Consider the following 22,241-nt stretch of genomic DNA (forward strand, 5'->3'; position numbering starts at 1 on the left):
GGCTTAAAGCTCGTCCGGCTCGCCGTGGATGCGGCGCACCTGGGCCCCGCAATTGCCGAGCTTCTCTTCCAGGCGCTCGAACCCACGGTCCAGGTGATAGATGCGGCTGACCACGGTCTCGCCGCGCGCCACCAGGCCGGCGATCACCAGGCTGACCGAGGCGCGCAGGTCGGTGGCCATGACCTCGGCCCCTTCCAGTTGCTCGACGCCGCGCACCACCGCCTCGCCGCCCGACACCGAGATGTCGGCGCCCAGGCGCGCCAGTTCCGGCACGTGCATGAAGCGGTTCTCGAAGATGGTCTCGCGGATGCGGCTCTCGCCCTTGGCCGTGGTCATCAGCGACATGAACTGCGCCTGCAGGTCGGTGGCGAAGCCCGGGAACACGCCCGTCTCCACGTCCACCGCGTTCAGGCGCGAGCCGTTGCGCTTGATGATCACGCCGTCGGCGGTCTCGCTGACGCTGGCGCCGGCTTCCTCGATCTTCGTCAGCAGGGCGTCGATCAGGCCCGGACGGGCCTTGGTCAGGCGAACCTCGCCCCCGGCCATGGCGGCGGCCACGGCGTAGGTGCCCATCTCGATACGGTCGGGAATCACCGCGTGCGTCGCGCCGCCCAGCTTTGCGACGCCGGTCACCGTGATGGTCGGGGTGCCCGCGCCTTCAACCTTGGCGCCCATCTTGTTCAGGCATTCGGCCAGATCGATCATCTCCGGCTCGCAGGCGCAGTTGTGCAGCACCGTCACGCCCTGGGCCAGGACGGCCGCCAGCAGCGCGTGCTCGGTCGCGCCGACCGAAACGAACGGGAAGGTGATCTCCGCGCCCTTCAGGCCGCGCGGGGCCTGGGCGAAGACATAGCCCTCATGCAGGTCGATCTTGGCGCCCAGCGCTTCCAGCGCTTGCAGGTGCAGGTCCACGGGACGCGCGCCGATGGTGCAGCCGCCCGGCAGCGAGACCTTGGCCTGGCCGGTGCGGGCCACCAGCGGACCCAGCACGTTGAACGAGGCGCGCATCTGGCGGACCAGGTCGTAGGGCGCGATGGCGCTCACGATCTCCGGCACGTGCAGCACGGTTTCCGAACCGTCGGCGCCGTCCTTCTCGTCCACCGACGCGCCCAGGCGCGTCAGCAGCTTGCCCAGGAATTGCGTGTCGGCCAGGCGCGGCATGTTGGTCAGGCGCAGCGGCTCGTCAGTCAGCAGACTGGCGGCCATGAGCTTGATTGCCGAGTTCTTGGCGCCGCTGATCGGGATTTCCCCGTTCAGTTGCACGCCGCCGGTGATGGCGATTCGATCCAAATTCATCCCCTAGCCCAGAAACCGCCGCCTAAAGCCGCGGTTCGGCCGATGTGAGGAGCGGTTCTACCCTACGCAAGGGGCGCCCCCACAAGTCCTTCACATTGAAAAACGCGGGTCAGGCCTCCTCGGCCCCCGACTTTTTCGGCGTAACGGCCGCGCCCGCCTTGCGACGGCGCAGATTTGCCCGAAGAGCCTGCGCCAGCTTGGCGTCGCGCTCGGCCTTGGGGTCGGGTTTTTCCTTGTTCTCGGTCATGCCTGAAGCGGTGTCTTGGTGAGTTTTTGCGGTCAATATCATTTTTGATCGATTTCGGGCTTCACCTCCCCGCCGGTCTTCGCTATACGCCGCACCTCTTCGCCGCCGTAGCTCAGTGGTAGAGCGCATCCTTGGTAAGGCTGAGGTCGGCAGTTCAATCCTGCCCGGCGGCACCACGGGGGCCCAGATCATCGATCTGGGCCCTCACCACACTCCCCAAAATCAGATCGAACCGCTCGCTCGACGAAGCACGCCTGCTTGCGCGATAGGTGAAGCATGCTTCGCCTCCCCCCGATTCCCGCCTGGTCCTCGGCCCTCATCGCCGCCCTGATCGGTTTTGGCGGCACTGTCGCTCTTGTGGTTCAGGCCATGCGCACCCTGGGCGCCTCGGTGGAGCAGACCGGATCGGCGGTCACCGCCCTATGCCTGGGAATCGCCATCGCCGGCGCCCTGCTGTCCCTCCGCCTGCGCATGCCCATCGTTCTGGCCTGGTCGACGCCGGGGGCGGCCCTGCTGGCGGCCACGGCGTCGGGGCTAAGCTGGCCGGCGGCGGTCGGGGCGTTCCTGGCGGCGGGCGCCTTCATGACCGTGCTCGGCCTCGTGCCGGCGCTGGGGCGGCTGGCGGCGAGAATCCCAGCCTCCGTCGCCTCGGCCATGCTGGCGGGCGTGCTGCTGCCCTTCTGCCTGGGCCTGTTCAAGGTGGGCGCGACCGATCCGCTGCTGGTGGTGCTGCTGGTGGCGACCTTCCTGGCGGCCCGGCAGCGTGCGCCGCTCTACGCCCTGCCCCTGGTTCTGGTGGTCGGGGTGGGCCTGACCCTGTTCCGGGGCGACATCGGGCAACTGGCGCCCGGCGCCACCTTCGGCGTGCTCGCCCCCGTGATTCCCGCCTTCGATGTCCGGGCGATCATCAGCATCGGCGTGCCGCTGTTCCTGGTGACCCTGGTCTCGCAGAACCTCCCTGGCCTCGTGGTCCTGCGCACGGCGGGGTACGAGCCGACGCCCGGCCCGCTGCTGGTGGGGACGGGCGTCGCGACCATGATCGCCGCCCCCTTCGGCGCCCACGCGGTCAATCTGGCGGCCATCACCGCCGCCATCTGCACCAGCCAGGACGCGCATCCGGACAAGGCCAGGCGCTGGACCGTGGGCATCCTCTACGCCGGCTTCTATCTGGTCCTGGCCTTCTTCGCGCCGGCTCTCGTGCGACTGTTCCTCGCCCTGCCGTCGTCGGTGATTCTGTCCCTGACCGGCATCGCCCTGATTCCCGCCCTGGTCGGCGCGATAGAGACCATGCTGGCCACGCCGCAGGACCGGGACGCGGCGATCGTCACCTTCCTGGCCACGGGCTCGGGCCTGGCCCTGTTCGGGCTGGGGGCTGCGTTCTGGGGTCTGCTGGCGGGCTTCGCCGCCCTGGGCGCCAAGGCGCTGCTGCGGCCCCGCGCCAAGGCGTCCTAGGCGCGCCGCTGGCTCTTTTGCCGGATCACCTGGGCGTAGTGCGCGAACAGCGGCTTCAGCGGCACGGCCTTGCTCGGGGGGACCGCCGTGGGCATCGACGGCGGCGCATGCGGCTCCGCGCGGTACTTGCGCAGCAGGCCGCCCGTCCGAGGGGCCGGCGACGTAGCTGACGGTTGCTGAAGCTCTGTCTCCCCGCCCTTCAGCGTCTCGACGGCCGCGGGCTGGGCTTCCGGGCCTTCCTCAGGGTCGGAGAAGGTCAGGTACTTCAGGTTTGGCTGATTGATGCGGGACAGCAATCCGTGCACGTCCTCCGCCATCTCAGCACCCACCCCTTAGGCTCTGCGCAGTAAAAGTCACAACATACAATTCTGAGTGGTGCAAACTATATTTGCGCAACGCAAAGTTCATTTGCTTCTCCTCTGAATTCGAGGAGACAACACCTTGGCCTACGGTGAAGTTTCGAAAGTATCGCAGTTATGCGCCGCGCAGGACCGCACCAACCAGCGCGCCGAACACCAGAGCGCTGGCGGCGATGATCGCCGTACGCGCCTGAGCCGTCTTCCACAGACGCTTGTGCAGCGGCTCCACCTCGGGTTCCGGCTCGGGCTCGGGGCTGGCCTCGAAGGCGATGCTCGTCGCCCCCGCCCGCTCATCGGCGATCTGATAGAGCACCTCCGCCGCCTCCGGCCCCTGGAAAGGCAGGCCCAGGGTGGCGGCGGCGTCGTTCACGAGCGCGGACAGGGCCGCGACCTTATCGGTCTGGCTGAGGCCCTGGGCGGCGACGAAATGGGCCGACGCGACCGTTCGGCCGTCGTTCTGAACCACCGCATTGCGCACATTCACGCCCATCTCGGTCTCCTCGTCTGAGATCAATGTAGGCCATAAATGCGCGAGCGCCAGCGGCAGGTATGGTTACGTCGGCCCGGAACGCCAAAGCTGGATCTCGGCCGCCCGCCGATTGACCAGGCCTTTCAGCTTCACGCCTCCGGCATGGACGAAACGCGCCATCTGGTTGGGGACCTCGTCGAACCTTCCCTCGCGCAGCAGCTTCCAGATGGTCCAGTCGGCGCCCGCCCCGAGATTGAAGACGAAGGACAAGAGGGCCGCGTACTGGTTGTCGGTGAGACGATCCACGACTTCACGTCCGATGCGTTTTTCAAGGCGCTCGGCGGCGATCTGAAGATCTTCCAACAGCCAGGCGAGGGCGATCACAAGGCTGATCTTGAAACCCTTGCCGAAGCCCGGGGCGGTGTGCCCAAAGCCGATGGTCCAGACACCGCCAGAGTCGCGATAGGCCTCAAGCCGCCGACCTTCCCAGGCCATGACGAGTTCGGCCGCCGCATCGGGGATTTCTCTGGGAAGCGCGCTCACGACGCGGCCCCCTCAAACGTCATCAGGTGGATCGACAGCCGCACCTTGCCGCCGGTGAAGGCCCCGCCCGTCGCCGTCAGCACCACCGGCGTGTCGGCATAGAACGCCGTGGGACCAACGACCCCGATGTTGGCGCCGCCCAGGGCGATGCTCAGCAGCGCGCCGAACTTGCCCGCCTCCCCCGCCACGCCGCAGCTGTAGCTGCTCGCCCCCGTCACCGCCTGGGTGGTGCGGGTCGAGACGCCCAGCGCGATGGCCCGCGCCGGGATCACCACCGTGCTGACCACGCTGGCGCCCGCCAGGGTCAGTTCCTGCTCGCGGATCTCGAACCGCGTCGCCGCCCCCCTGGGCGACAGGGCGGCGGTCAGGTTGCGGAAGGTGGAGGACAGCGCCGTCCAGCCGGCCGCCGTCCATACCGCCAGCACCTGCTCGTCGGCGATCCAGGCCAGGAAGCCGGGCTGGACCGCCAGCGCCTCCCACGCCACCGCCTCGAACCGCATCAGGGTTCCCGCGGCACGGCCGGACCAGTCCGCGCCCGCGGCGCCGGCGGGCAGGATGTACAGCGCCCCGTCGACCGGGCTCGCCGGCTGAGCCGCCGTCGCGCGGCTGGCGACAGCCGGCTGCACCAGCCCGTCCAGGCGGCTCAGGGCCTCGTTGAGGGTGACATGCTTCTGGGCCTGGCCGGCCGCCAGGTAGGGCAGCCCCAGGCGGGGCGTCGCGTCGTCGGACAAGGGCGTCTCTCCATTCCGGAAAAGACGCCCAGCATCACGCCGCCCCGGCGGGGGCGGACGACGGCGAAGTTATCCCCGCCCCTACTCTGCGGCGAGCGTCAGACTGCGCCCGCCGGTCAGGGCGGTCTTGGCGGCCAGATCGGCCTTGGCCGCCTCGTACTCGGCGGACAGGCGGGCGATGAACTCGCCGGCCGAGGGGACGTCCTTGACCGAGCCGATGCCCTGGCCCGCGCCCCAGATGTCCTTCCACGCCTTCTTGGCCGAGTTGCCGCCCGAGCCGAAGTTCATGGCCGACGGGTCGCTGACCGGCAGGTTGGCCGGGTCCAGGCCCGCCGCGACGACCGACGGCGCCAGGTAGTTGCCGTGAACCCCGGTGAACAGGTTGGAGTAAAGGATGTCGTCGGCGCTGCTCTCGACGATCATCTGCTTGTAGCCCTCGACCGCATTGGCCTCCTTCGTGGCGATGAAGGCCGAGCCGACATAGCCAAGGTCCGCGCCCATGGCCTGGGCCGCCAGGATCGAGCGACCGTGGGCGATGGCGCCCGACAGGGCGATCGGCCCGTCGAACCACTCACGGATCTCCTGGATCAGGGCGAAGGGCGACAGGGTGCCGGCATGGCCGCCCGCGCCTGTGGCCACCGGGATCAGGCCGTCGGCCCCCTTCTCGATCGCCTTGTGGGCGAAGCGGTTGTTGATCACGTCGTGCAGGGTGATGCCGCCGTAGGAGTGGATGGCGTGGTTCAGGTCCTCGCGCGCGCCCAGCGAGGTGATGATCACCGGAACCTTGTGCTTCACGCACAGCTCCACATCCTCCTCCAGGCGGGAGTTGGACTTGTGGACGATCTGGTTCACCGCGAACGGCGCGCTCGGCGCGTCGGGATTGGCCTTGTCATAGGCCGCCAGTTCCTCGGTGATCTGGTGCAGCCATTCGTCCAGCTGCGAGATCGGCCGCGCGTTGAGAGAGGGGAACGAACCCACCACCCCCGCCTTGCACTGGGCCAGCACCAGCTCCGGCCCGGAGACGATGAACATCGGCGAGCAGATGATCGGCAGGCGCAGGCGGTCACGCAGGATGGGCGGCAGGGCCATGGTCGTCTCTCCCGAAGACTTATGAATGTACGATGTAAGTAAAACGTCTGTTCCAAGCGCGCAAGCACCGCTTGACTGACCTTGCGGCGGGGGCGCATGACCGAAGAAAAATGCTTCGTAGCAGGCGGGAGCACGCAGGTTGGCTGACGAAATCCTCAAGCTGGCGGACGATTTCACCCCGCCCTCCCAAGCCGAGTGGATGGCCTTGGTCGAGAAGACGCTGAAGGGAGCCGATTTCGACAAACGGCTCGTGCGCCGCACCTATGACGGCCTGTCGATCCAGCCGCTCTATACCGACGCCCCCGATGTCGTCCGCGACCTGCGTCCCCGCGACGCCGAGGGGCCGTGGGACATCCGCATGGCTGTCGCTCACCCCGATCCCGCCCGCGCCAACGCCGAGGCGCTGAAGGACCTGGAGAACGGCGCCGTCTCCGTCACCCTCAAGCTCGATCCCACGGGCCAGGACGGCATCGCCGTCGGCTCCGCCGCCGATCTCGCCCGCGCGCTGGACGGCGTCTATGTGGACATGGCCCCCGTGGCGCTGGAGGCGGGTTTCCTCGGCCCCAAGGCCGCCGACTGGCTCGCCCCTCTAGGCAAGAACGCCCCCGCCGCGCCCCTGGCCTTCCACCTCGACCCGCTCACCGCCTGGGCGCAGACCGGGGTCAGCCCCGGCCCGATCGAGAGCCATCTCGTCAGCGCCGCCACCGTCGCCGCCCGCCTTTCCCAGACCTATCCCAAGGCCGAGCTGTTCCTCGCCAACGGCCGCGCCGTGCACGAAGCCGGCGGCGCCGACGCCCAGGAACTGGGCGTGATGGCCGCCTCCGCCGTCGCCTACGCCAAGGCCCTGGTCCGCGCGGGCCTGCCCATGGACAAGGCCTTCGCCCGGATCACCCTGGGTGTCAGCCTGGATGGCGAATACTTCACCGGCGTCGCCAAGGTTCGCGCCGCCAAGGCCCTGTGGGCCCGCCTGACCTCGGCCTGCGGCGTCGACGGCCTGCCGCCCCGGATCGAGGCCCGCTCCTCCCGGCGCATGCTCAGCACCCTGGATCCGTGGACCAATCTGCTGCGCCTCACCGCCGCCGGCTTCGCGGGCGCAGCTGGCGGGGCCGACGCGGTGCGCATCGGCTGCTTCACCGACGCCGCCGGCCCGCCCACCGCCTTCGCCCGCCGCCAGGCCCGCAACACCCAGCTGGTCCTGATGGAGGAAAGCGCCCTGGGCCGCGTCGCCGATCCGGCCGGCGGCAGCTGGTATCTCGACACTCTCACCGACCAGCTGGCCCAGGCCGCCTGGTCCGCGTTCCAGGCCATCGAGCAGGCCGGCGGGATCATCGCCGCCCTTGAAGCCGGGACGATCCAGGACGCCACCGACACGGCCCGCGCCGCCCGCCTCGCCGCCGTGGTCAGCCGCACGGACGGTCTGGTCGGCGCGTCCGAGTTCCCCAACATCGCCGAGACCCCGGTCGAGACCGAAGCCGTCCAGCCCAAGCCCGCCGCCGAGCAGCCGGACCCCCGCATGCCCGGCCCCGACAGCCGCTGCCGCCCCCTGGCGCCCATGCGCCTGTCAGAACCGTTCGAGGCCCTGCGCGGCCGCGCCGCCGCCGGCCAGCCGACGATCTTCCTGGCGACTATCGGCGCGCCCACCGACTACACCGCCCGCCTGACCTTCGCCCGCAACCTGTTCGCCGCCGGCGGGGTCGCCGCCGAGGTCGGCACGGTGGAGGAATACGCCCCGGCCAAGGCCTCTCTCGCCATCCTCTGCTCCTCCGACGACCGCTACGCCGAGGAAGCCGGCCGCGCCGCCCGCACGCTCAAGGCCGCGGGGGTCAAGCATCTCTATCTGGCCGGCAAGCCCGGCGACCTGGAGCGCGAACTGAAGGCCGAGGGGGTCGACGAGTTCGTCTTCGCCGGCATGGACGCCGTGGCGGTCCTCGACCGCGCCCTGACCATGACGGGAGCCTGATCCCATGAGCCAGTTCCCCGACTTCGCCACCCTGCCCTGGACCGCCGGCCAGACCGCCGCGCCCTCCGCGTCCGGCGACGCCTGGACCACGCCCGAGGGCGTCCAGGTCAAACCCGCCTACACCGCCGGCGACGTGGCGGGGCTGGACTTCCTGTCCGGCTATCCCGGCCTCGCCCCCTTCGGCCGCGGCCCCTACCCGACCATGTACGTGACCAACCCGTGGACCATCCGGCAGTACGCCGGCTTCTCCACGGCTGAGGAATTGAACGCCTTCTATCGCCGCAACCTGGCGGCCGGTCAGATGGGCCTGTCGGTGGCCTTCGATCTGGCCACGCACCGGGGCTACGACTCCGACCACGAGCGGGTTCCGGGCGACGTCGGCATGGCGGGCGTGGCCATCGACTCCATCCTCGACATGCGCACCCTGTTCAGCGGCATCCCGCTCGACAAGATGAGCGTGTCCATGACCATGAACGGCGCCGTCCTGCCGATCCTAGCGCTCTACATTGTCGCCGCCGAGGAACAGGGCGTGCCCGCCGCCAAGCTGAGCGGCACGATCCAGAACGACATCCTCAAAGAGTTCATGGTGCGGAACACCTACATCTATCCGCCCGCGCCCTCGATGCGGATCATTTCCGACATCTTTTCATACACTTCGCGCGAAATGCCGAAGTTCAACTCGATCTCGATCAGCGGCTATCACATGCAGGAGGCCGGCGCCTCCGCCGACCTGGAACTGGCCTACACCCTGGCCGACGGCATCGAGTACATCCGCGCCGGCGTCGCCGCCGGCATGGACGTGGACCAGTTCGCCCCGCGCCTGTCGTTCTTCTGGGCCATCGGCATGAACTACTTCATGGAAGTGGCGAAGATGCGGGCGGCCCGCCTGCTCTGGGCACGCCTGGTGAAGCGCGAGTTCAATCCCAAGGACCCGCGCAGCCTGTCCCTGCGCACCCACAGCCAGACCTCCGGCTGGTCCCTGGCCGCGCAGGACGTGTTCAACAACGTTCCGCGCACCTGCGTCGAGGCCATGGCCGCCGTGAACGGCCAGACCCAGAGCCTGCACACCAACAGCCTGGACGAGGCCCTGGCCCTGCCCACGGACTTCTCCGCCCGCATCGCCCGCAACACCCAGCTGTTCCTGCAGATGGAGAGCGGCACGACCCGCGTCGCCGACCCCTGGGGCGGCAGCTACTATGTCGAGCGTCTAACCCACGACCTCGCCGCCCGCGCCCTCCAGCACATCGAGGAGGTCGAGGCCCTGGGCGGCATGGCCAAGGCCATCGACCAGGGTCTGCCCAAGCTGCGCATCGAGGAAGCCGCCGCCAAGACCCAGGCCCGCATTGACAGCGGCCGCCAGACCGTGGTCGGCGTCAACCGCTACAAGCCGGAGGTCGAGGACGACATCCCCGTCCTGAAGGTCGACAACACCGCCGTCCGCAACCAGCAGCTCGAAAAGCTGGCCCGCCTGAAGGCCGAACGTGACCCCCGCGCGCTAGAGGCCGCGCTGAAGGCGCTGGAGGACGGGGCGCGGGGCGACGGCAACCTGCTGGCCCTGGCGGTGGACGCCGCTCGCGCCAAGGCCACGGTGGGCGAGATCAGCTCGGCGCTGGAAAATGTGTTCGGCCGCCACCGCGCCCAGATCAAGGCTATCGAGGGCGTCTTCATGCGCGAGGCCGGAAACGACCCCGTCGCCCAGCGCGCCCGCGGCATGGCGCGCGCCTTCGAGGAGGCCCACGGCGCCAAGCCCCGCATCATGGTCGCCAAGATGGGGCAGGACGGTCACGACCGGGGCCAGAAGGTGGTCGCCACCGCCTTCTCCGACTTCGGCTTCGAGGTCGAGATCGGCCCGCTGTTCCAGACCCCGGCCGAGGCCGCCAAGGACGCGGTCGAGAACGACGTCCAGGTCGTGGGCGCCAGCTCCCTCGCCGCCGGTCATCTGACCCTGGTGCCGGAGCTCAAGAAGGAGCTCGCCCGCCTGGGCCGCGACGACATCATCGTGGTGGTGGGCGGGGTGATCCCGCCCCAGGACTTCCAGGCCCTGCGCGACGCCGGCGCCGCCGCCATCTTCCCGCCGGGCACCGTGGTGGCCGAAGCCGCCGTGGAGCTGCTGGAGCAGCTCAACCGCCAGCTGGGCTATGAGCAGCCGGAGGTGACTTCGCCCGCCGGCTGAATGGCCAGCGCTTCGTCGTGGCCGCGTCCGCCGGCTTGCCGTGGCGCGCCTCGATATCCTTCTGCAGGGCGCGCGCCGCCATCAGGTGGCCCGGGAACAGGGTGTCCACCGCCCAGCCGATGATCGGCACGCCGGAACTGGCCGTATCCGCCGCCAGATAGGCCGCCATTCGCGCGATGGTCGCCCCGCCCGCCTGCGAGCGCACGGCATGGGCCAGCAGCAGCCCGCCCGCGCCCAGGCTGTAGACGGCGTTGGCCCCGGGGATCCACGCGATCACCCCGTCCAGCCCGATCCCGATCGGTCCGACCCCGACCACGCGGTCGGACAACCGCTTGATCGTCTCCGCCTGCCGCCAGGCCTGATGCGCGCGCTCTGTGCTCATGCTGAAGGAACGCGGATCGCAGGACGAAGCTCCACAGCGCAACAGCATCCCCTCGCCCCCTCTGGGGGAGAGGGTAAGGGTGAGGGGGCGCTGAGCTTCAAGGGGCAAGGCGCTGCAAGCGGAATCGCCGCAGGCCCCTCACCCAACCCTCTCCCCACGAGTGGGGAGAGGGGAAGACTTATCCGCTCCTCCCACACCTCCCGTAATCTCTCCCCGTCTCCGCTGCACGGAAGGGCGCTCGGCCAGCGCCGGCTGTGGCGGGGATGCGGTCGAGCGGGAAGCGCTTCGGCGGCGCGCCTCACGGCCCCGTCGGATGTCGCAGGCCTGGAACCCCGGCGTCCACGCGGTCCGGGACCTCCTCGCTGGAGGAGGCCCGCCCGTCAGGGCCTTTGCTCGGAGATTTGTAAGTCCTCTCGAGGAGCCCCCAGACACGATCGCGCGGAGCGGAACGACCTGCGTCGAACCTGGCACTCCAAAGTCCCATCGCCTGACGCAGGTCTGGCCGCTCCGCCGCCCTTCCAACCTTTCGGGGCTTTCCCGTGGGGACGATGAATCACGCCTCCCTCTCCCTCGATGGGAGAGGGACCGAGGGTGAGGGTGACAGCGTCGGCGGGCTTCAGCTCGGCCGCGCCACATACTGCACCGCTTCCACCCCCATCCCTGCCCTTCCCCCATCAAGGGGGAAGGAGAAGCGCTACCCCTCGACCACCTCGGCGAACCGCTTGGCCTGCGCCACCCAGGCGTCGCGCACCGCGCGGCCCTTCAGGTCCAGGTCGCGGTCAACGGCGGCCAGGTCTTCTTCGGTCCAGGCGGCGATCTCGGCGAAGTTGCGCACGCCGCGATCCACCAGGGCCTGGGCCAGACGGGGCCCGACACCGACCAGGCGGGTGAAGTCGTCCGCCGCCTCGGTCGCGATCTCCGTCGCGGCCTCGACCGTTTCGGAGGCCGCCTCGATCACGGGTTCGACCACCGCCTCGACCACGGGCGCCGGAGCCCCCGTCTCCACGGCGACGTCGCCCAGCTGCAGCGTCGCCTCCTCGACCGTCTCCGCCACGACCTCGGTCGCCGCCGGTTGCGGCGCGAGCGCGGCTTCCAGATTGGTCGGCTCCAGAGCGGCCGACAGGCTGGAGACCTGCGTCCATCGGGTCATCCACCACCAGGCGGCTCCGGCCGCAGCCGCGCCCCCGAAGGTCAGCCAAAGGGGTGACGCCAGGCCCAGCGGAAAATGCAGGGCGCGCTCGGCGTCATAGGAAAGCTTGGGAAACTCGCTGGCCATTGTCCGATCTCCAAAGACCCCGACATGTTGCAGCGCAGCGTAACACAGTTAGCAGGCGCGAAAAGGCGCCAAGCGGTGACAGTTTCGCGACCTCAGGTCCGCCAGACCCGCGCCTCGCCGCCCGCATCGCCCAGCCGCTCGGCCACCCAGCGACAGATCGCCGTCGCCGGTTCCGTCACGGCCTCCGGCGCGCCCAGCATGACCATGGCGCAGCCGTTCATCTTCATCGGATTGTTCAACGGCCGCAGCCGGGACTCCGCCACCAGCAGGCTGGCGTCGGCGGCGTCCTCCATCTCGCGCAGGAAACGGTCCAGGGTCTCCAGGTCCTTCAGCGGGACCCACACCGCCGTCGCCGCCTCGGGGTTCTTGCGCCGCACCGCCCCGACCGCGCGGGCGATCTGGGCGTAGTCGTCGCCGCGCTCGAACGGCGGGTCGATCAGGACGAAGGCCCGCCCTTTGGCTGGAAGGCGCTCCACCGCCGCCGCATAGCCGTCGGTGTTCAGCGCCTCGGCGTTGGCGAACGGCTCCAATGTCCCGCGCAAGGTCTCGCAATCATCCTCGCGCAGCTCGCAGGCGAAATAGCGGTCCGCCTTGCGCAGGGCCTGGGCGACCAGCAGGGGCGAGCCGGGATAGAGCACTACCTCCCCGCCCCGGTTCATGGCCGCCACCGCGTTCTTCAGTGGCTGAAAGGCCGGCGGACTGTCGCTCGCCGCCATCAGGCGGAAGATCCCCGCCGCCGCCTCGCCGGAGCGTCGCGACATCTCGCCGGTCAGGTCATAGGCGCCTGCGCCGGAATGGGTGTCGATCACGGTCAGCGGCCCGCCGTCGCGCGTCAGCACGTCCATCAGGGCGGTCAGCACCCCGTGCTTGACGAGGTCGGCGAAGTTGCCGGCGTGGAAGGCGTGGCGGTAGTTCAAGGCGGCGATCTCGGAAGCGGAACTGTCCCCTCGCCTACCACGTTCCGGCGGCGAAGGGACGCCCGCTTGCCTCGCAAAACCAAGACGCCGACTTGCCCGGAGGAATTCGCGACCGCGGCGGGCCTCACCTACGTCAATGACGGCGATCCCGGCTTCAGCCGGGTGAAGACCGCCAAGGGCTTCAGCTACCGGGACGCCGACGGCAAGGCGATCAAGGACCTGGCCGTGGTCGACCGTATCGACAAGCTGGCCATCCCACCCGCCTGGACCGACGTCTGGATCTCCCCGATCGCTGACGGCCATATCCAGGCCGTGGGCCGCGACGCCAAGGGCCGCAAGCAATACCGCTACCACGCCGACTGGCGCGCCATCCGCGACGACCACAAGTACGGCCGCACCGCCGCCTTCGGCCGCGCCCTGCCCAAACTCCGTCGGCGCCTGGAAGAGGATCTGGCCAAGCGCGGCCTGCCCCGCGAAAAGGTCCTGGCGGCCGTGGTCAGCCTGTTGGAGCAGACCCTGATTCGTGTCGGCAACGACGAATACGCCAAGACCAACAAGAGCTTCGGCCTGACGACCATGCGCAACCGGCATGTGAAGCTGACCGGAACCGGCGCCATCTTCGAATTCAGGGGCAAGAGCGGCGTCGCTCACAAGACCGGCTTCCAGGACCGTCGCCTGGCCCGCATTGTCCGCGTCTGCCAGGACCTGCCGGGGCAGCGACTGTTTCAGTACCTCGACGACGACGGCCAGCGCCGGCCCATCGAGTCCGCCGACGTGAACGCCTATCTGCGCGACGCCATGGGTGAGGACTTCACCGCCAAGGACTTCCGCACCTGGGCCGGCACCCTGGCCATGGCCGAGGCCCTGTCGATGCAGCCGCAGCCCGAGAACAAGACCCAGGCGAAGAGCACCCTGAACACCTGCGTGAAGGCCGTGGCCGGCATCCTGGGCAACACGGCCGCCGTCTGCCGCAAGTGCTACATCCACCCTGCCGTGTTCGACGCCTTCGAGCGCGGCGACCTGGAAATCCGCCCCATCGGCCAGCGCCGCGACCGGGAGCTGAAGCTGTTGAAACTGCTCGACGCGACCTAGGTCCGGTGCGCGGCCAGGGCCTTCTCCAGCTCCTGCACCAGCATGGTCTTCAGCGAAGGCGGCGAGATGACCCGGACCTTGTCCTGCCAGGTGAACAGGTGCCAGGCCAGCTCCAGCATCCCGCTGGCCCGGAAGGAGACGATCACCGAGCCGTCGGCCTGCGGCTCCACCGACTGGTTGGCGTGGAAGCGCCAGCGCAAGGCATCCTCGGCGCCTTGCGGCGTGATATGAAGAACCACGTCCTCCACCGCCCCCTGGTAGATGCCGAAGCTCTGGTCGGCGAAGGCTTGTAGCGAAAACCCTTCCGGCGGGGCGGCGTGCCAAGGCATGACCTCGACATCGCGGATCTTGTCCAGGCGCCAGGTGCGCGGCTCGGGCGACTTGCCCTCCCCCGCCACCAGATAGTTGCTGCGGCCGAACATGACGCCGAACGGGGTCACCTCCCGCTCCCGGCCCGGCTTGGACCCGCCGTCGTACTTGAAGCGCAGCGCGGTCAGGCCGGTGATCGCCGTGCGGATGGCGGTCAGCACGGCGGCGTCCTCCATGGGGCGCGCGCCCGCGTGGACGGCGATGGTCTCGGCCTGGACCAGGGCCTCCATGTCGGGAGCCAGCCGACGGCGAGCCTGGGCGCGCATGGCGGCCAGCAGCTTGCGCTCCAGGCTGTACAGGGCCTCGGCCCGCGCCGTGCCGCCGCTGACCTTCAGCGAATCGGCTGCGGTGCGCAGGGCGACCATCTCGTCCGCCGTCGGGGCCTGAAACAGGCTGTCGAGGCCGGAGGGGATGCGGAAGCGCTTGGTCGGCGGATCGTCCACCGCCTCCATCTGCGGGAACACGGCCCAGACCGCGTCGCGCATCCGCTCCGCGGTCCGGCGGCCGACGCCCAGGCCCTCGGCCATCTCGTCCAGGGTCAAACCCTCGGCGGATCCTGCAAGCCGGCGCGCGAGGTCGAGAAGTAGAGCTGCCTTGTCGTGACGCATGCTCACACCATACGACCGATTTTGTCGCAGCGCCCATTCAAATTCATTCTCAGCAACACCGCAGAGCTGGATCGCCGCCGATGACCGCCCTCTTCGCCTTCCGCCCCTTCACCACCTCGCCCCTGTCCTCGGACATGATCAGCGCGGTTCTGGCCTTCGCCGACGTGGCCGAACCGGCCGGCCCCAACCGCACCAAGCTGCGCATCAGCCCCGAGCGCCTGGCTCAGGCCGATGTGATGCAGGCCCTCGGCGGCGGCGTCGCCCGGGTGGCCGACATCACGGTCGTCTGGAATGAGCGCGAGGGCCAGGTGGTCCGCGTCATCGACGACGCCCAGCTGCGCCGCAGCCAGCCGGAACCCTGGGAAGCCTATTTCGACCTGTTCGACGAAGAGCCGGCCCAGCTCCGCGCGGCCTAGAACCTGGCCGGCGGCGTGAAGGCGCGGATCAGTTCGGCCAGCTCCGGCTCGGCCACGGCGTCCGCCGCCTCGCTCGGCTTGAACCACTTCAGGGTCCGCTGGTCGCTTTCGGGCCAAGAGATGGTCTGAACCAGCACGCGCAGCGGGAAAACGTCCACCCGGCAGCGCAGGCTCTCGCCCTTCTTCAGCACCTTGTCATAGCGATATGCGCCGATGGCGGTCTCGGTAACTTCGCCCTTAACGCCCGCCTCTTCCCAGGCTTCGGTGGCCGCGGCTCCGGCGGCGGTCTTGCGCTCCATCGGCCAGCCCTTGGGGATGACCCAGCGCTGTGTCTCGCGGGAGGTGATCAGCAGGATCTCCAGCCCCTCCCGATCCCGGAACGGCAGGGCGGCATACTGCTGGCCGACCTCCTGGCCGTCGGCGTCGATCATCATCTGCTGCTTGATCATGCGAACAGGCCGGACAGGAAATAGAAGGCCGCGCCGATGGCGCCGGCCGCAGGCATGGTGATCACCCAGGCGGTGACGATGCTCTTGGCCACGTTCCATCGCACGGCCGACACGCGGCGCGCGGCGCCCACCCCGACGATAGCGCCCGTGATGGTGTGGGTCGTGGAGACCGGGATGCCCAGGTAGGTCGCCCCGAACAGGGTGATCGCCCCGCCCGTCTCGGCGCAGAAACCCTGCATCGGGGACAGGCGCGTGATCTTGGAGCCCATGGTGTGGACGATCTTCCAGCCGCCCATGAGCGTGCCGAGCGCCATCATGCTTTGGCAGGTGATCACCACCCAGAACGGGACGTGAAAGCCCCCTTGCATCATGCCGTTCGAGTACATGAGTACTGCGATGATCCCCATGGTCTTCTGCGCGTCATTGCCGCCATGCCCCAGCGAATAGAGCGAAGCGGACACGAACTGCAGCTTGCGCGAGATTCCGTCCGCCCGTGCAGGAGAAGTTTTCAGGAAGGCCCAGGAAACGATCAGGACCAGGACGAGGGCGAGCAGAAAACCAACGGTCGGCGACAGAACGATGGCGAAGGTCGTCTTCAGCACGCCTTTCAGCACCACGGCCGAGAATCCAGCCTTGCTGATTCCCGCGCCCAGCAGGCCCCCGATGAGGGCGTGGGAGCTCGAGGACGGGATGCCCAGCATCCAGGTGATGACGTTCCAGGAGATGGCGCCCATCAGGGCTCCGAAGATCACCCGGTTGTCGATCAGGTCCGGCGAGATGATCCCCGTGCCCACCGTGTTGGCCACGTGCAGGCCGAACACCATGAAGGCGATGAAGTTGAAGAACGCCGCCCAGAACACCGCCCAGTTGGGCGGCAGGACGCGCGTCGCCACGATGGTGGCGATGGAATTGGCGGCGTCGTGCAGGCCGTTCAGGAAGTCGAACAGCAGCGCAATGCCGATCAGCACGATGACGAAGGGAAGCAGCTCCACGGCGGCGTGCCCCGACTAGAGGTGTTCGATCAGGATGCCGCTGACGCGGTTGGCCACGTCCTCGAACCGGTCGAGCACCTTCTCCAGGTGGCTATAGATCTCGCGGCCGACGATGAAGTTCATCGCCTGGTCCTGGTTGGCCAGGAACAGGGCCTTCAGCCCCTCGTCGTGCAGGGTGTCGCCCTTCTCTTCCAGCTGGATCACCGCCTCGGCGAAGGCGTTCAGGGCGCTGCTGTTCTCGCGCATCTTCGACAGCAGGGCCACGCCGGCCACGGTGCGGTCGGCGGCGTCGATGATCAGGTCGGCCATCTCGCGCATCTTCGGCTCGAAGGTCTTCACCTCGAACAGGGCGATGGTCTTGGCCGTCTTCTGCATCTGGTCGATGGCGTCATCCAGCGAGGCTGTCAGGCCCTTGATGTCGCTGCGGTCAAAGGGGGTGATGAAGGTGCGGCGTACGGCCAGCATCACTTCACGGGCCACGTCGTCGGCCTCGTTCTCGTGCTGTATGACCCGGGCGCAGGCAGCTTCCAGGCCCGGACCGCCGTCCAGCAGCTCACGCAGGGCGCGGGCCCCGAGCGCCAGGGTCTGGGCGTGCCGGTCGAAGAGGTCGAAGAAGCGCTCTTCCTTGGGCATCAGCGCCTGGAACATCTTGATCATCGGTCCGCCCTCGCAGGTGTCACATACCTGTCATAAAGGCTGGAGGCTCTAGGCTCCCTCGTCCCGAATGTAAACCGCCACGGCTGATCAGGCGCCGATCAGCTCGCGGCCGATCAGGAAGCGGCGGATTTCGTTGGTTCCGGCGCCGATGTCATAAAGCTTGGCGTCGCGGACCAGGCGCTCCACCGGCCACTCCTTGGTGTAGCCGGCGCCGCCGAGAGCCTGCACGGCCTCCAGGCTGACCTTCACGGCGTTCTCCGAAGCCAGCAGGATCGCTCCCGCCGCGTCGTAGCGCGCGGTCTTGCCCGCGTCACAGGCGCGGGCCACGGCATAGACGTAGGCGCGGGCCGAGCTCAGCGCGACATACATGTCCGCCACCTTGGCCTGCATCAGCTGGAACGAGCCGATGGCCTTGCCGAACTGCTTGCGGTCGCGGACGTAGGGCAGGACGACGTCCAGGCAGGCCTGCATGATGCCCAGCGGGCCGGCCGACAGCACGGCGCGCTCATAGTCCAGGCCGCTCATCAGCACGCCGACGCCGCCGCCGACCGGGCCCATGACGTTCTCTTCAGGGACTTCACAGTCCTCGAACACCAGCTCGGCTGTGTCCGAACCGCGCATGCCCATCTTGTCCAGCTTCTTGGAGACGCTGAAGCCCTTGAAGCCCTTCTCGATCAGGAAGGCGGTCATGCCGCCGCTGCCCTCGCCGGTCTTGGCATAGACGACCAGGGTGTCGGCGTGCGGGGCGTTGGTAATCCAGAACTTCGTGCCGTTCAGGATGTAGCGGTCGCCGACCTTCTCCGCCTTCAGCTTCATGGAGACCACGTCCGAGCCGGCGCCGGCCTCGCTCATGGCCAGGGAGCCGACATGCTCGCCGCTGATCAGCTTGGGCAGGTAGCGGCCCTTCTGGTCCGGCGTGGCCCAGCGGCGGATCTGATTGACGCAGAGGTTCGAGTGAGCGCCGTAGCTGAGGCCCACCGAGGCTGAGGCGCGGGAAACCTCCTCCATGGCTACTACGTGCTCGAGATAGCCGAGACCGAGGCCGCCATCGGCCTCCTCCACCGTGATCCCGTGCAGGCCCAGCTCGCCCATCTGGGGCCACAGCTCGCGGGGGAAGGTGTTGGTCTCGTCGATCTTCGCCGCGAGAGGCGCGATCTTGTCCGCCGCGAAGCGGGCGGTGGTTTCACGGATCGCGTCGGCGGTCTCACCGAGAGCGAAATCGAGTGCGGGGCCGGAATTCGGGATCATGAAACCCGGATATCACGAGCCCCGCGCAAGATCATGCCTTGTCGTCGTCCTTCTCGGCCCCGCCAAGCAAGGTCAGGAGGCGATAGGCCGCCCAACCGAACAAGGCGATGCCCAAGGCGCCGAAACCCCACAGGATCATCAGGCCGATCGTCGGATCGCCGTTGGGATCCGGCGCGGCGTTGGGAATCATCAGGACGCTGAAGGCGAACGCCACGGCGCCGGTCACGCCGGCGACGGCCGGCATGGTGAAACCGCCGCGGACCGGCTGGCCATCCTTGCCGCGGCGCGCCCGACGCTGGGGCGTGATCCAGGAGAAGGCCTGCTCGTCTTGATGCTCGGGCGGCGGCGCGGCCTCGACGTGCAGAATCCGGGGCGGCGGTTCGGAATAGGCCACGGTCTCGGCGGGCTTGAGCTCTTGATCCGTCCCTTCGAAGGCGTGCGGGGCGGCGACCTCGACCTGGGCGTCCTGGCCCTCGGGCGTCAGGGCGCGAGCCGCTTCCGGCTCCTCATCAGGATGCGGATCGAAGGACGACACCCCCGGCAGGGTGAAGATCGGCTCGTCCGAAGCGTCCTCGACCGGTTGGTGCAGCTCGTCGTGAGCCTCGGGCGCCAGCACCACGTCCGGCGCCTCGGGAGCGGCTTCAGCAGCAGCGGCGGGCTCAGGCGACCACAGGAACGGCTTGCGCTCGGCCTCGGGGACCAGCGGGGCGACGGGTTCAGGCTCGGGCGGCGCGGGCTTGGGCTCCGTCTCGTCGGCGAAGATGGCGGACAGACGGGCGCCGACGCCTTCGGCCGCGCGCTCGCTGGCGCTGACCACCTCGGGCTCGGGCACGGGTGCGGATTGCGGCTGGCCCTGGTCACGCTCAACACGCGCCTTGCCGTCCTCGAAGACGGCGGTGACGGCGGTGGGCGTCTGGACCGGGACGGTCAGGGCCGCGTCATAGTCGACCTTGGGCTGCAGCAGGGGCGACGGCGCGGCCACCCATTTGCCGCCTTGGGGCGTCAGAAACAGGGTCTTCTCGGCGGCGCGGCGGCGAACCAGGGCGTCGATGACGATGCGCTCGCCCTCGAAGTCGGCCTTGCGCCACATCTCCATGGCGCAGGCGGCCTGGATCAGCGCGCCCTCGTTGATGCGTCGGAGGACCGCCGAGTGGCGGAACGCATCGATGCCGATGTTGAAGGCGAAGCACGACAGGGCGTCGAACTGGTTCTGGTTGAGCGGGGTGAAGGTCAGCTCATTGATGGCGTGCGCAACCGCGATCAGGTCGTACATCAGCAGCGCTTCGGCGTCAGGCTCGGTGACCACGGCCCCTTCCCTCGCGGTCAGGGTATGGCCGTAGCCGATCGTCCAGCGGCCGTCGGGCAACTGGACGGCCTTCTGACGGCACCCTTCGAATCCCTTGATGAGATCGATGGCGGTTCGAGAGACCTGATGACGCGGTTTCATCGGGTGAACATGATCCAGTTTGGCACAAGAGCCGGTTGGTTTCGGCTCCTCGTCGCAAGAACGAGGCCTAAACGCCTGAGATTATAGAAGGATGATCGCCGCAAGGCCGAGGAACGACAGAAAGCCCATGAAGTCGGTCACGAAGGTGACGAAGACTGACGATGAAACAGCCGGGTCCCTGCCCAGCTTGTCCAGCGCCAGCGGCACCAGGATGCCGGCCAGCGACGCCAGGAACAGGTTGATGACCAGCGCCAGGGCGATGGTCAGGCACAGCATCCCGTCGTGGAACACCGCGAACACGGCCAGCGCCATGATGGCGGCCAGGGCGACGCCGTTGATCAGTCCGACGCTCATCTCGCGCATGACGATGCGCAGGGCGTTGGCGGCGTTCAGTTCGCGGCTGGCCAGGGCCCGCACGGCGACGGCCAGGGTCTGGGTGCCGGCGTTGCCGCCCAGCGAGGCGACCACGGGCATGAGGATGGCGAGGGTGACCAGCTTGCCGATCTCGTCCTGGAAGGCGCCGATGACGCTGGCGGCCAGGGCGGCGGTGATGGTGTTGACCACCAGCCACGGCAGGCGCGAGCGGGCGGCGTCCAGCACGCCGGCGTCCCGGCCCGCATCGCCCACGCCGGCCAGGGCGAGGATGTCCTCCTCGCTCTCTTCCTGGATGACGCCGACGATGTCGTCGACGGTGATCTGGCCCACCAGGCGGCCGCCGGGGTCGATCACCGGGGCGCTGATCAGGTGGTACTTGTCGAAGATGTAGGCGACCTCTTCCTGGTCCATGTCGGTGGTGATCTCGGTCACCGCCTCCATAATCTCGACCAGGCTGGTCTCGCGCTTGGCCCGCAGAAGGGTCGAGGCCGGGATCGCGCCCACCGGCTTGTAGGACGGGTCGATCACATAGACTTCGAAGAACAGCTCGGGCAGCTCGTCGCCGGCGGCCCGAATGTGGTCGATGGTCTGACCCACGGTCCAGAACTGAGGCGCGGCCAGCACCTCGCGCTGCATCAGGCGGCCGGCGGTCTCGTCCTCATAGGACAAGGTGTTCTCGATGGCGGCGCGGTCGCCCTCGTCCATGGCGGCGAGCACCTGCTCGCGCTTGTCGTCCTCGAGGTCGTCGACCACGTCGGCGGCGTCGTCCGAATCAAGCTCTTCCAGAGCCCGGGCCAGGGTGTGGGACGGGGTCGCGTCCAGCACCTCCTCGCGCAGGTTGTCCTCCAGCTCGGAGATCACCTCGGCCAGCGATTCGGGCGCGAGGTGGGGAATCACCTCTTCGCGGTAGTCGGCGGTCAGGAAGCCCATCAGGTCGGCGATGTCGGCCGGGTGAAGGGCGCCGACCAGTTCGCGCAAACGCTCGCCGTCGCCGCGGTCTGCGGCGTCGATGACCATTTCGACGTATTCGGGGTTGAGAGCGTAGTCGTCGCCGAGGGCGAGGTCTTCAAGATCCTCGGCGACGTCTGGCTCAGGAATGGCGATGCCGGACTTCTGCATCTCGGCGTCGTTCAGGTCGGCTTCTTCCCTTTTCATGGGGACCTCCTGATCCGAACTAGGTTTGACCCTAAGCGCCGTTCCTTACGTTTTTCACTGGTGCGGTCGAGAAGACTCGAACTTCCACGGGTTGCCCCACAGCGACCTCAACGCTGCGCGTCTACCAATTCCGCCACGACCGCTCGTGGTGAGGCGCGGGGCGTAGCAAATTGATTTTGATTTGTGAAGCGGAGTTACGTCGCTCCGGCCATGAAGTCGTAAACATTCGCCGCGCGAGTGACCTGAATCGAGATCCGATCGTCCATGATCTGGATCTCTCCACGGGCCACCGGGTGGTTGTTGGCCAGGATCCAGACCTCGTCCGTGGCCCGGGCGTCCAGGGGAATCACCGCGCCCCGGCCCATGCGCAGCAGTTGCTGCATAGGCAGGATCGAACGGCCGAGAACCACGGAGATCTCGACATTGACGGCGCTGACCTAACTCACCAACTCACCCTGAAGAATCCCTCCGGTCGTTTTGACCTTCGGCAGGGGCTAGAGTGCGGGCGTCATGCTTGATCAGAAGTTAAAGCCGTTAAC

23 protein-coding genes and 2 tRNA genes are annotated in these 22,241 nt (G+C 68.4%); 6 read left to right on the plus strand and 19 right to left on the minus strand.

Annotated features, from left to right (window positions below):
- Positions 1–3: 3 nt before the first annotated feature.
- Together murA and ABOZ73_RS01735 are read right to left on the minus strand one after the other, a co-directional pair.
- A complete protein-coding gene (gene murA / locus ABOZ73_RS01730; protein ID WP_369060205.1) occupies positions 4–1,290 on the minus strand; it encodes a UDP-N-acetylglucosamine 1-carboxyvinyltransferase in 1,287 nt (428 codons plus the stop codon).
- Positions 1,291–1,405: 115 nt separating this feature from the next.
- Positions 1,406–1,543, minus strand: a complete 138-nt coding sequence (locus tag ABOZ73_RS01735; RefSeq protein ID WP_369060207.1) for a hypothetical protein — start codon at positions 1,541–1,543, stop codon at positions 1,406–1,408.
- 101 nt (positions 1,544–1,644) lie between these two features.
- Here ABOZ73_RS01735 and ABOZ73_RS01740 point away from each other — a divergent pair.
- Positions 1,645–1,719 (plus strand) — tRNA-Thr (locus ABOZ73_RS01740).
- Between the two features lie 100 nt (positions 1,720–1,819).
- Entirely contained in the window at positions 1,820–2,995 is a 1,176-nt protein-coding gene (locus ABOZ73_RS01745) for a benzoate/H(+) symporter BenE family transporter (RefSeq protein WP_369060208.1), read from the plus strand.
- Here the strand turns inward: ABOZ73_RS01745 and ABOZ73_RS01750 are convergent.
- From ABOZ73_RS01750 to ABOZ73_RS01770, 5 genes are all read right to left on the minus strand, one after another.
- Positions 2,992–3,324: a hypothetical protein gene (locus ABOZ73_RS01750; RefSeq protein ID WP_369060210.1), complete on the minus strand. Its 333-nt coding sequence runs from the start codon at positions 3,322–3,324 to the stop codon at positions 2,992–2,994. The genes ABOZ73_RS01745 and ABOZ73_RS01750 overlap by 4 nt on opposite strands.
- Positions 3,325–3,469: 145 nt before the next feature.
- A complete protein-coding gene (locus tag ABOZ73_RS01755) occupies positions 3,470–3,844 on the minus strand; it encodes a hypothetical protein (protein WP_369060212.1) in 375 nt (124 codons plus the stop codon).
- Positions 3,845–3,907: 63 nt separating this feature from the next.
- Complete coding sequence (locus ABOZ73_RS01760; protein WP_369060213.1) at positions 3,908–4,366, minus strand: lysozyme; 459 nt, start codon at positions 4,364–4,366, stop codon at positions 3,908–3,910.
- Positions 4,363–5,097: a DUF2793 domain-containing protein gene (locus ABOZ73_RS01765; protein WP_369060215.1), complete on the minus strand. Its 735-nt coding sequence runs from the start codon at positions 5,095–5,097 to the stop codon at positions 4,363–4,365. The genes ABOZ73_RS01760 and ABOZ73_RS01765 overlap by 4 nt, the downstream gene beginning before the upstream one ends.
- 81 nt (positions 5,098–5,178) lie before the next feature.
- Entirely contained in the window at positions 5,179–6,186 is a 1,008-nt protein-coding gene (locus tag ABOZ73_RS01770) for an NAD(P)H-dependent flavin oxidoreductase (RefSeq protein WP_369060216.1), read from the minus strand.
- A gap of 139 nt (positions 6,187–6,325) precedes the next feature.
- Between ABOZ73_RS01770 and ABOZ73_RS01775 the strand changes: the two genes are divergently transcribed.
- Positions 6,326–8,146, plus strand: coding sequence for a methylmalonyl-CoA mutase family protein (locus tag ABOZ73_RS01775; protein WP_369060217.1), 1,821 nt, complete (start codon positions 6,326–6,328; stop codon positions 8,144–8,146).
- Between the two features lie 4 nt (positions 8,147–8,150).
- Positions 8,151–10,319, plus strand: coding sequence for a methylmalonyl-CoA mutase (gene scpA, locus ABOZ73_RS01780; protein ID WP_369060219.1), 2,169 nt, complete (start codon positions 8,151–8,153; stop codon positions 10,317–10,319).
- Here the strand turns inward: scpA and ABOZ73_RS01785 are convergent.
- The 3 genes from ABOZ73_RS01785 to rlmJ all read right to left on the minus strand — a co-directional run bounded on the left by ABOZ73_RS01785 (position 10,267) and on the right by rlmJ (position 12,894).
- On the minus strand, positions 10,267–10,701 hold the full coding sequence (locus tag ABOZ73_RS01785) for a DUF4112 domain-containing protein (protein WP_369060221.1): 435 nt from the start codon (positions 10,699–10,701) through the stop codon (positions 10,267–10,269). The two genes, scpA and ABOZ73_RS01785, sit on opposite strands and share 53 nt — an antisense overlap.
- A gap of 694 nt (positions 10,702–11,395) precedes the next feature.
- Complete coding sequence (locus tag ABOZ73_RS01790; RefSeq protein WP_369060223.1) at positions 11,396–11,977, minus strand: helix-hairpin-helix domain-containing protein; 582 nt, start codon at positions 11,975–11,977, stop codon at positions 11,396–11,398.
- Between the two features lie 92 nt (positions 11,978–12,069).
- Positions 12,070–12,894: a 23S rRNA (adenine(2030)-N(6))-methyltransferase RlmJ gene (gene rlmJ, locus ABOZ73_RS01795; protein ID WP_369060225.1), complete on the minus strand. Its 825-nt coding sequence runs from the start codon at positions 12,892–12,894 to the stop codon at positions 12,070–12,072.
- A 66-nt stretch (positions 12,895–12,960) separates the two neighbouring features.
- On the opposite strand from rlmJ, the gene ABOZ73_RS01800 reads away from it, so the two are divergent.
- The gene (locus ABOZ73_RS01800) at positions 12,961–13,986 is read left to right on the plus strand and encodes a DNA topoisomerase IB (protein ID WP_369060227.1); all 1,026 of its coding nucleotides are present in this window, start codon (positions 12,961–12,963) and stop codon (positions 13,984–13,986) included.
- Here the strand turns inward: ABOZ73_RS01800 and ABOZ73_RS01805 are convergent.
- Positions 13,983–14,963, minus strand: coding sequence for a helix-turn-helix transcriptional regulator (locus ABOZ73_RS01805; RefSeq protein WP_369060229.1), 981 nt, complete (start codon positions 14,961–14,963; stop codon positions 13,983–13,985). The genes ABOZ73_RS01800 and ABOZ73_RS01805 overlap by 4 nt on opposite strands.
- Positions 14,964–15,043: 80 nt before the next feature.
- Here ABOZ73_RS01805 and ABOZ73_RS01810 point away from each other — a divergent pair, with 80 nt between their 5' ends.
- On the plus strand, positions 15,044–15,379 hold the full coding sequence (locus tag ABOZ73_RS01810; protein WP_369060231.1) for a hypothetical protein: 336 nt from the start codon (positions 15,044–15,046) through the stop codon (positions 15,377–15,379).
- Here ABOZ73_RS01810 and ABOZ73_RS01815 read toward each other — a convergent pair.
- The 8 genes from ABOZ73_RS01815 to ABOZ73_RS01850 all read right to left on the minus strand — a co-directional run bounded on the left by ABOZ73_RS01815 (position 15,376) and on the right by ABOZ73_RS01850 (position 22,118).
- Positions 15,376–15,828: an NUDIX hydrolase gene (locus tag ABOZ73_RS01815; protein WP_369060233.1), complete on the minus strand. Its 453-nt coding sequence runs from the start codon at positions 15,826–15,828 to the stop codon at positions 15,376–15,378. The two genes, ABOZ73_RS01810 and ABOZ73_RS01815, sit on opposite strands and share 4 nt — an antisense overlap.
- Positions 15,825–16,820: an anion permease gene (locus ABOZ73_RS01820; protein ID WP_369060235.1), complete on the minus strand. Its 996-nt coding sequence runs from the start codon at positions 16,818–16,820 to the stop codon at positions 15,825–15,827. Before ABOZ73_RS01820 ends, ABOZ73_RS01815 begins: the two co-directional genes overlap by 4 nt.
- Before the next feature lie 15 nt (positions 16,821–16,835).
- Positions 16,836–17,477: a DUF47 domain-containing protein gene (locus tag ABOZ73_RS01825; protein ID WP_369060237.1), complete on the minus strand. Its 642-nt coding sequence runs from the start codon at positions 17,475–17,477 to the stop codon at positions 16,836–16,838.
- Positions 17,478–17,564: 87 nt separating this feature from the next.
- A complete protein-coding gene (locus ABOZ73_RS01830; protein WP_369060239.1) occupies positions 17,565–18,725 on the minus strand; it encodes an acyl-CoA dehydrogenase family protein in 1,161 nt (386 codons plus the stop codon).
- 31 nt (positions 18,726–18,756) lie between these two features.
- Positions 18,757–20,172, minus strand: a complete 1,416-nt coding sequence (locus ABOZ73_RS01835; RefSeq protein ID WP_369060241.1) for a glycoside hydrolase family protein — start codon at positions 20,170–20,172, stop codon at positions 18,757–18,759.
- 81 nt (positions 20,173–20,253) lie between these two features.
- On the minus strand, positions 20,254–21,702 hold the full coding sequence (gene mgtE / locus ABOZ73_RS01840) for a magnesium transporter (protein ID WP_369060243.1): 1,449 nt from the start codon (positions 21,700–21,702) through the stop codon (positions 20,254–20,256).
- Positions 21,703–21,760: 58 nt separating this feature from the next.
- A tRNA-Leu gene (locus ABOZ73_RS01845) sits at positions 21,761–21,845 on the minus strand.
- 51 nt (positions 21,846–21,896) lie between these two features.
- Positions 21,897–22,118: a FliM/FliN family flagellar motor switch protein gene (locus tag ABOZ73_RS01850; protein ID WP_369062596.1), complete on the minus strand. Its 222-nt coding sequence runs from the start codon at positions 22,116–22,118 to the stop codon at positions 21,897–21,899.
- Between the last annotated feature and the right edge of the window lie 123 nt (positions 22,119–22,241).

This window comes from Caulobacter sp. 73W (genome assembly GCF_041021955.1).
Classification (GTDB): domain Bacteria; phylum Pseudomonadota; class Alphaproteobacteria; order Caulobacterales; family Caulobacteraceae; genus Caulobacter.

What these genes read in the sequence shown, in the direction of transcription:
- ABOZ73_RS01735 (WP_369060207.1), bottom strand. Translation starts at nt 1,543, where the DNA reads ATGACCGAGAACAAGGAAAAACCCGACCCCAAGGCCGAGCGCGACGCC.
- ABOZ73_RS01745 (WP_369060208.1), top strand. Translation starts at nt 1,820, where the DNA reads ATGCTTCGCCTCCCCCCGATTCCCGCCTGGTCCTCGGCCCTCATCGCC.
- ABOZ73_RS01755 (WP_369060212.1), bottom strand. Translation starts at nt 3,844, where the DNA reads ATGGGCGTGAATGTGCGCAATGCGGTGGTTCAGAACGACGGCCGAACG.
- ABOZ73_RS01770 (WP_369060216.1), bottom strand. Translation starts at nt 6,186, where the DNA reads ATGGCCCTGCCGCCCATCCTGCGTGACCGCCTGCGCCTGCCGATCATC.
- scpA (WP_369060219.1), top strand. Translation starts at nt 8,151, where the DNA reads ATGAGCCAGTTCCCCGACTTCGCCACCCTGCCCTGGACCGCCGGCCAG.
- ABOZ73_RS01785 (WP_369060221.1), bottom strand. Translation starts at nt 10,701, where the DNA reads ATGAGCACAGAGCGCGCGCATCAGGCCTGGCGGCAGGCGGAGACGATC.
- ABOZ73_RS01790 (WP_369060223.1), bottom strand. Translation starts at nt 11,977, where the DNA reads ATGGCCAGCGAGTTTCCCAAGCTTTCCTATGACGCCGAGCGCGCCCTG.
- ABOZ73_RS01805 (WP_369060229.1), bottom strand. Translation starts at nt 14,963, where the DNA reads ATGCGTCACGACAAGGCAGCTCTACTTCTCGACCTCGCGCGCCGGCTT.
- ABOZ73_RS01810 (WP_369060231.1), top strand. Translation starts at nt 15,044, where the DNA reads ATGACCGCCCTCTTCGCCTTCCGCCCCTTCACCACCTCGCCCCTGTCC.
- ABOZ73_RS01815 (WP_369060233.1), bottom strand. Translation starts at nt 15,828, where the DNA reads ATGATCAAGCAGCAGATGATGATCGACGCCGACGGCCAGGAGGTCGGC.
- ABOZ73_RS01825 (WP_369060237.1), bottom strand. Translation starts at nt 17,477, where the DNA reads ATGATCAAGATGTTCCAGGCGCTGATGCCCAAGGAAGAGCGCTTCTTC.
- ABOZ73_RS01830 (WP_369060239.1), bottom strand. Translation starts at nt 18,725, where the DNA reads ATGATCCCGAATTCCGGCCCCGCACTCGATTTCGCTCTCGGTGAGACC.
- ABOZ73_RS01835 (WP_369060241.1), bottom strand. Translation starts at nt 20,172, where the DNA reads ATGAAACCGCGTCATCAGGTCTCTCGAACCGCCATCGATCTCATCAAG.
- mgtE (WP_369060243.1), bottom strand. Translation starts at nt 21,702, where the DNA reads ATGAAAAGGGAAGAAGCCGACCTGAACGACGCCGAGATGCAGAAGTCC.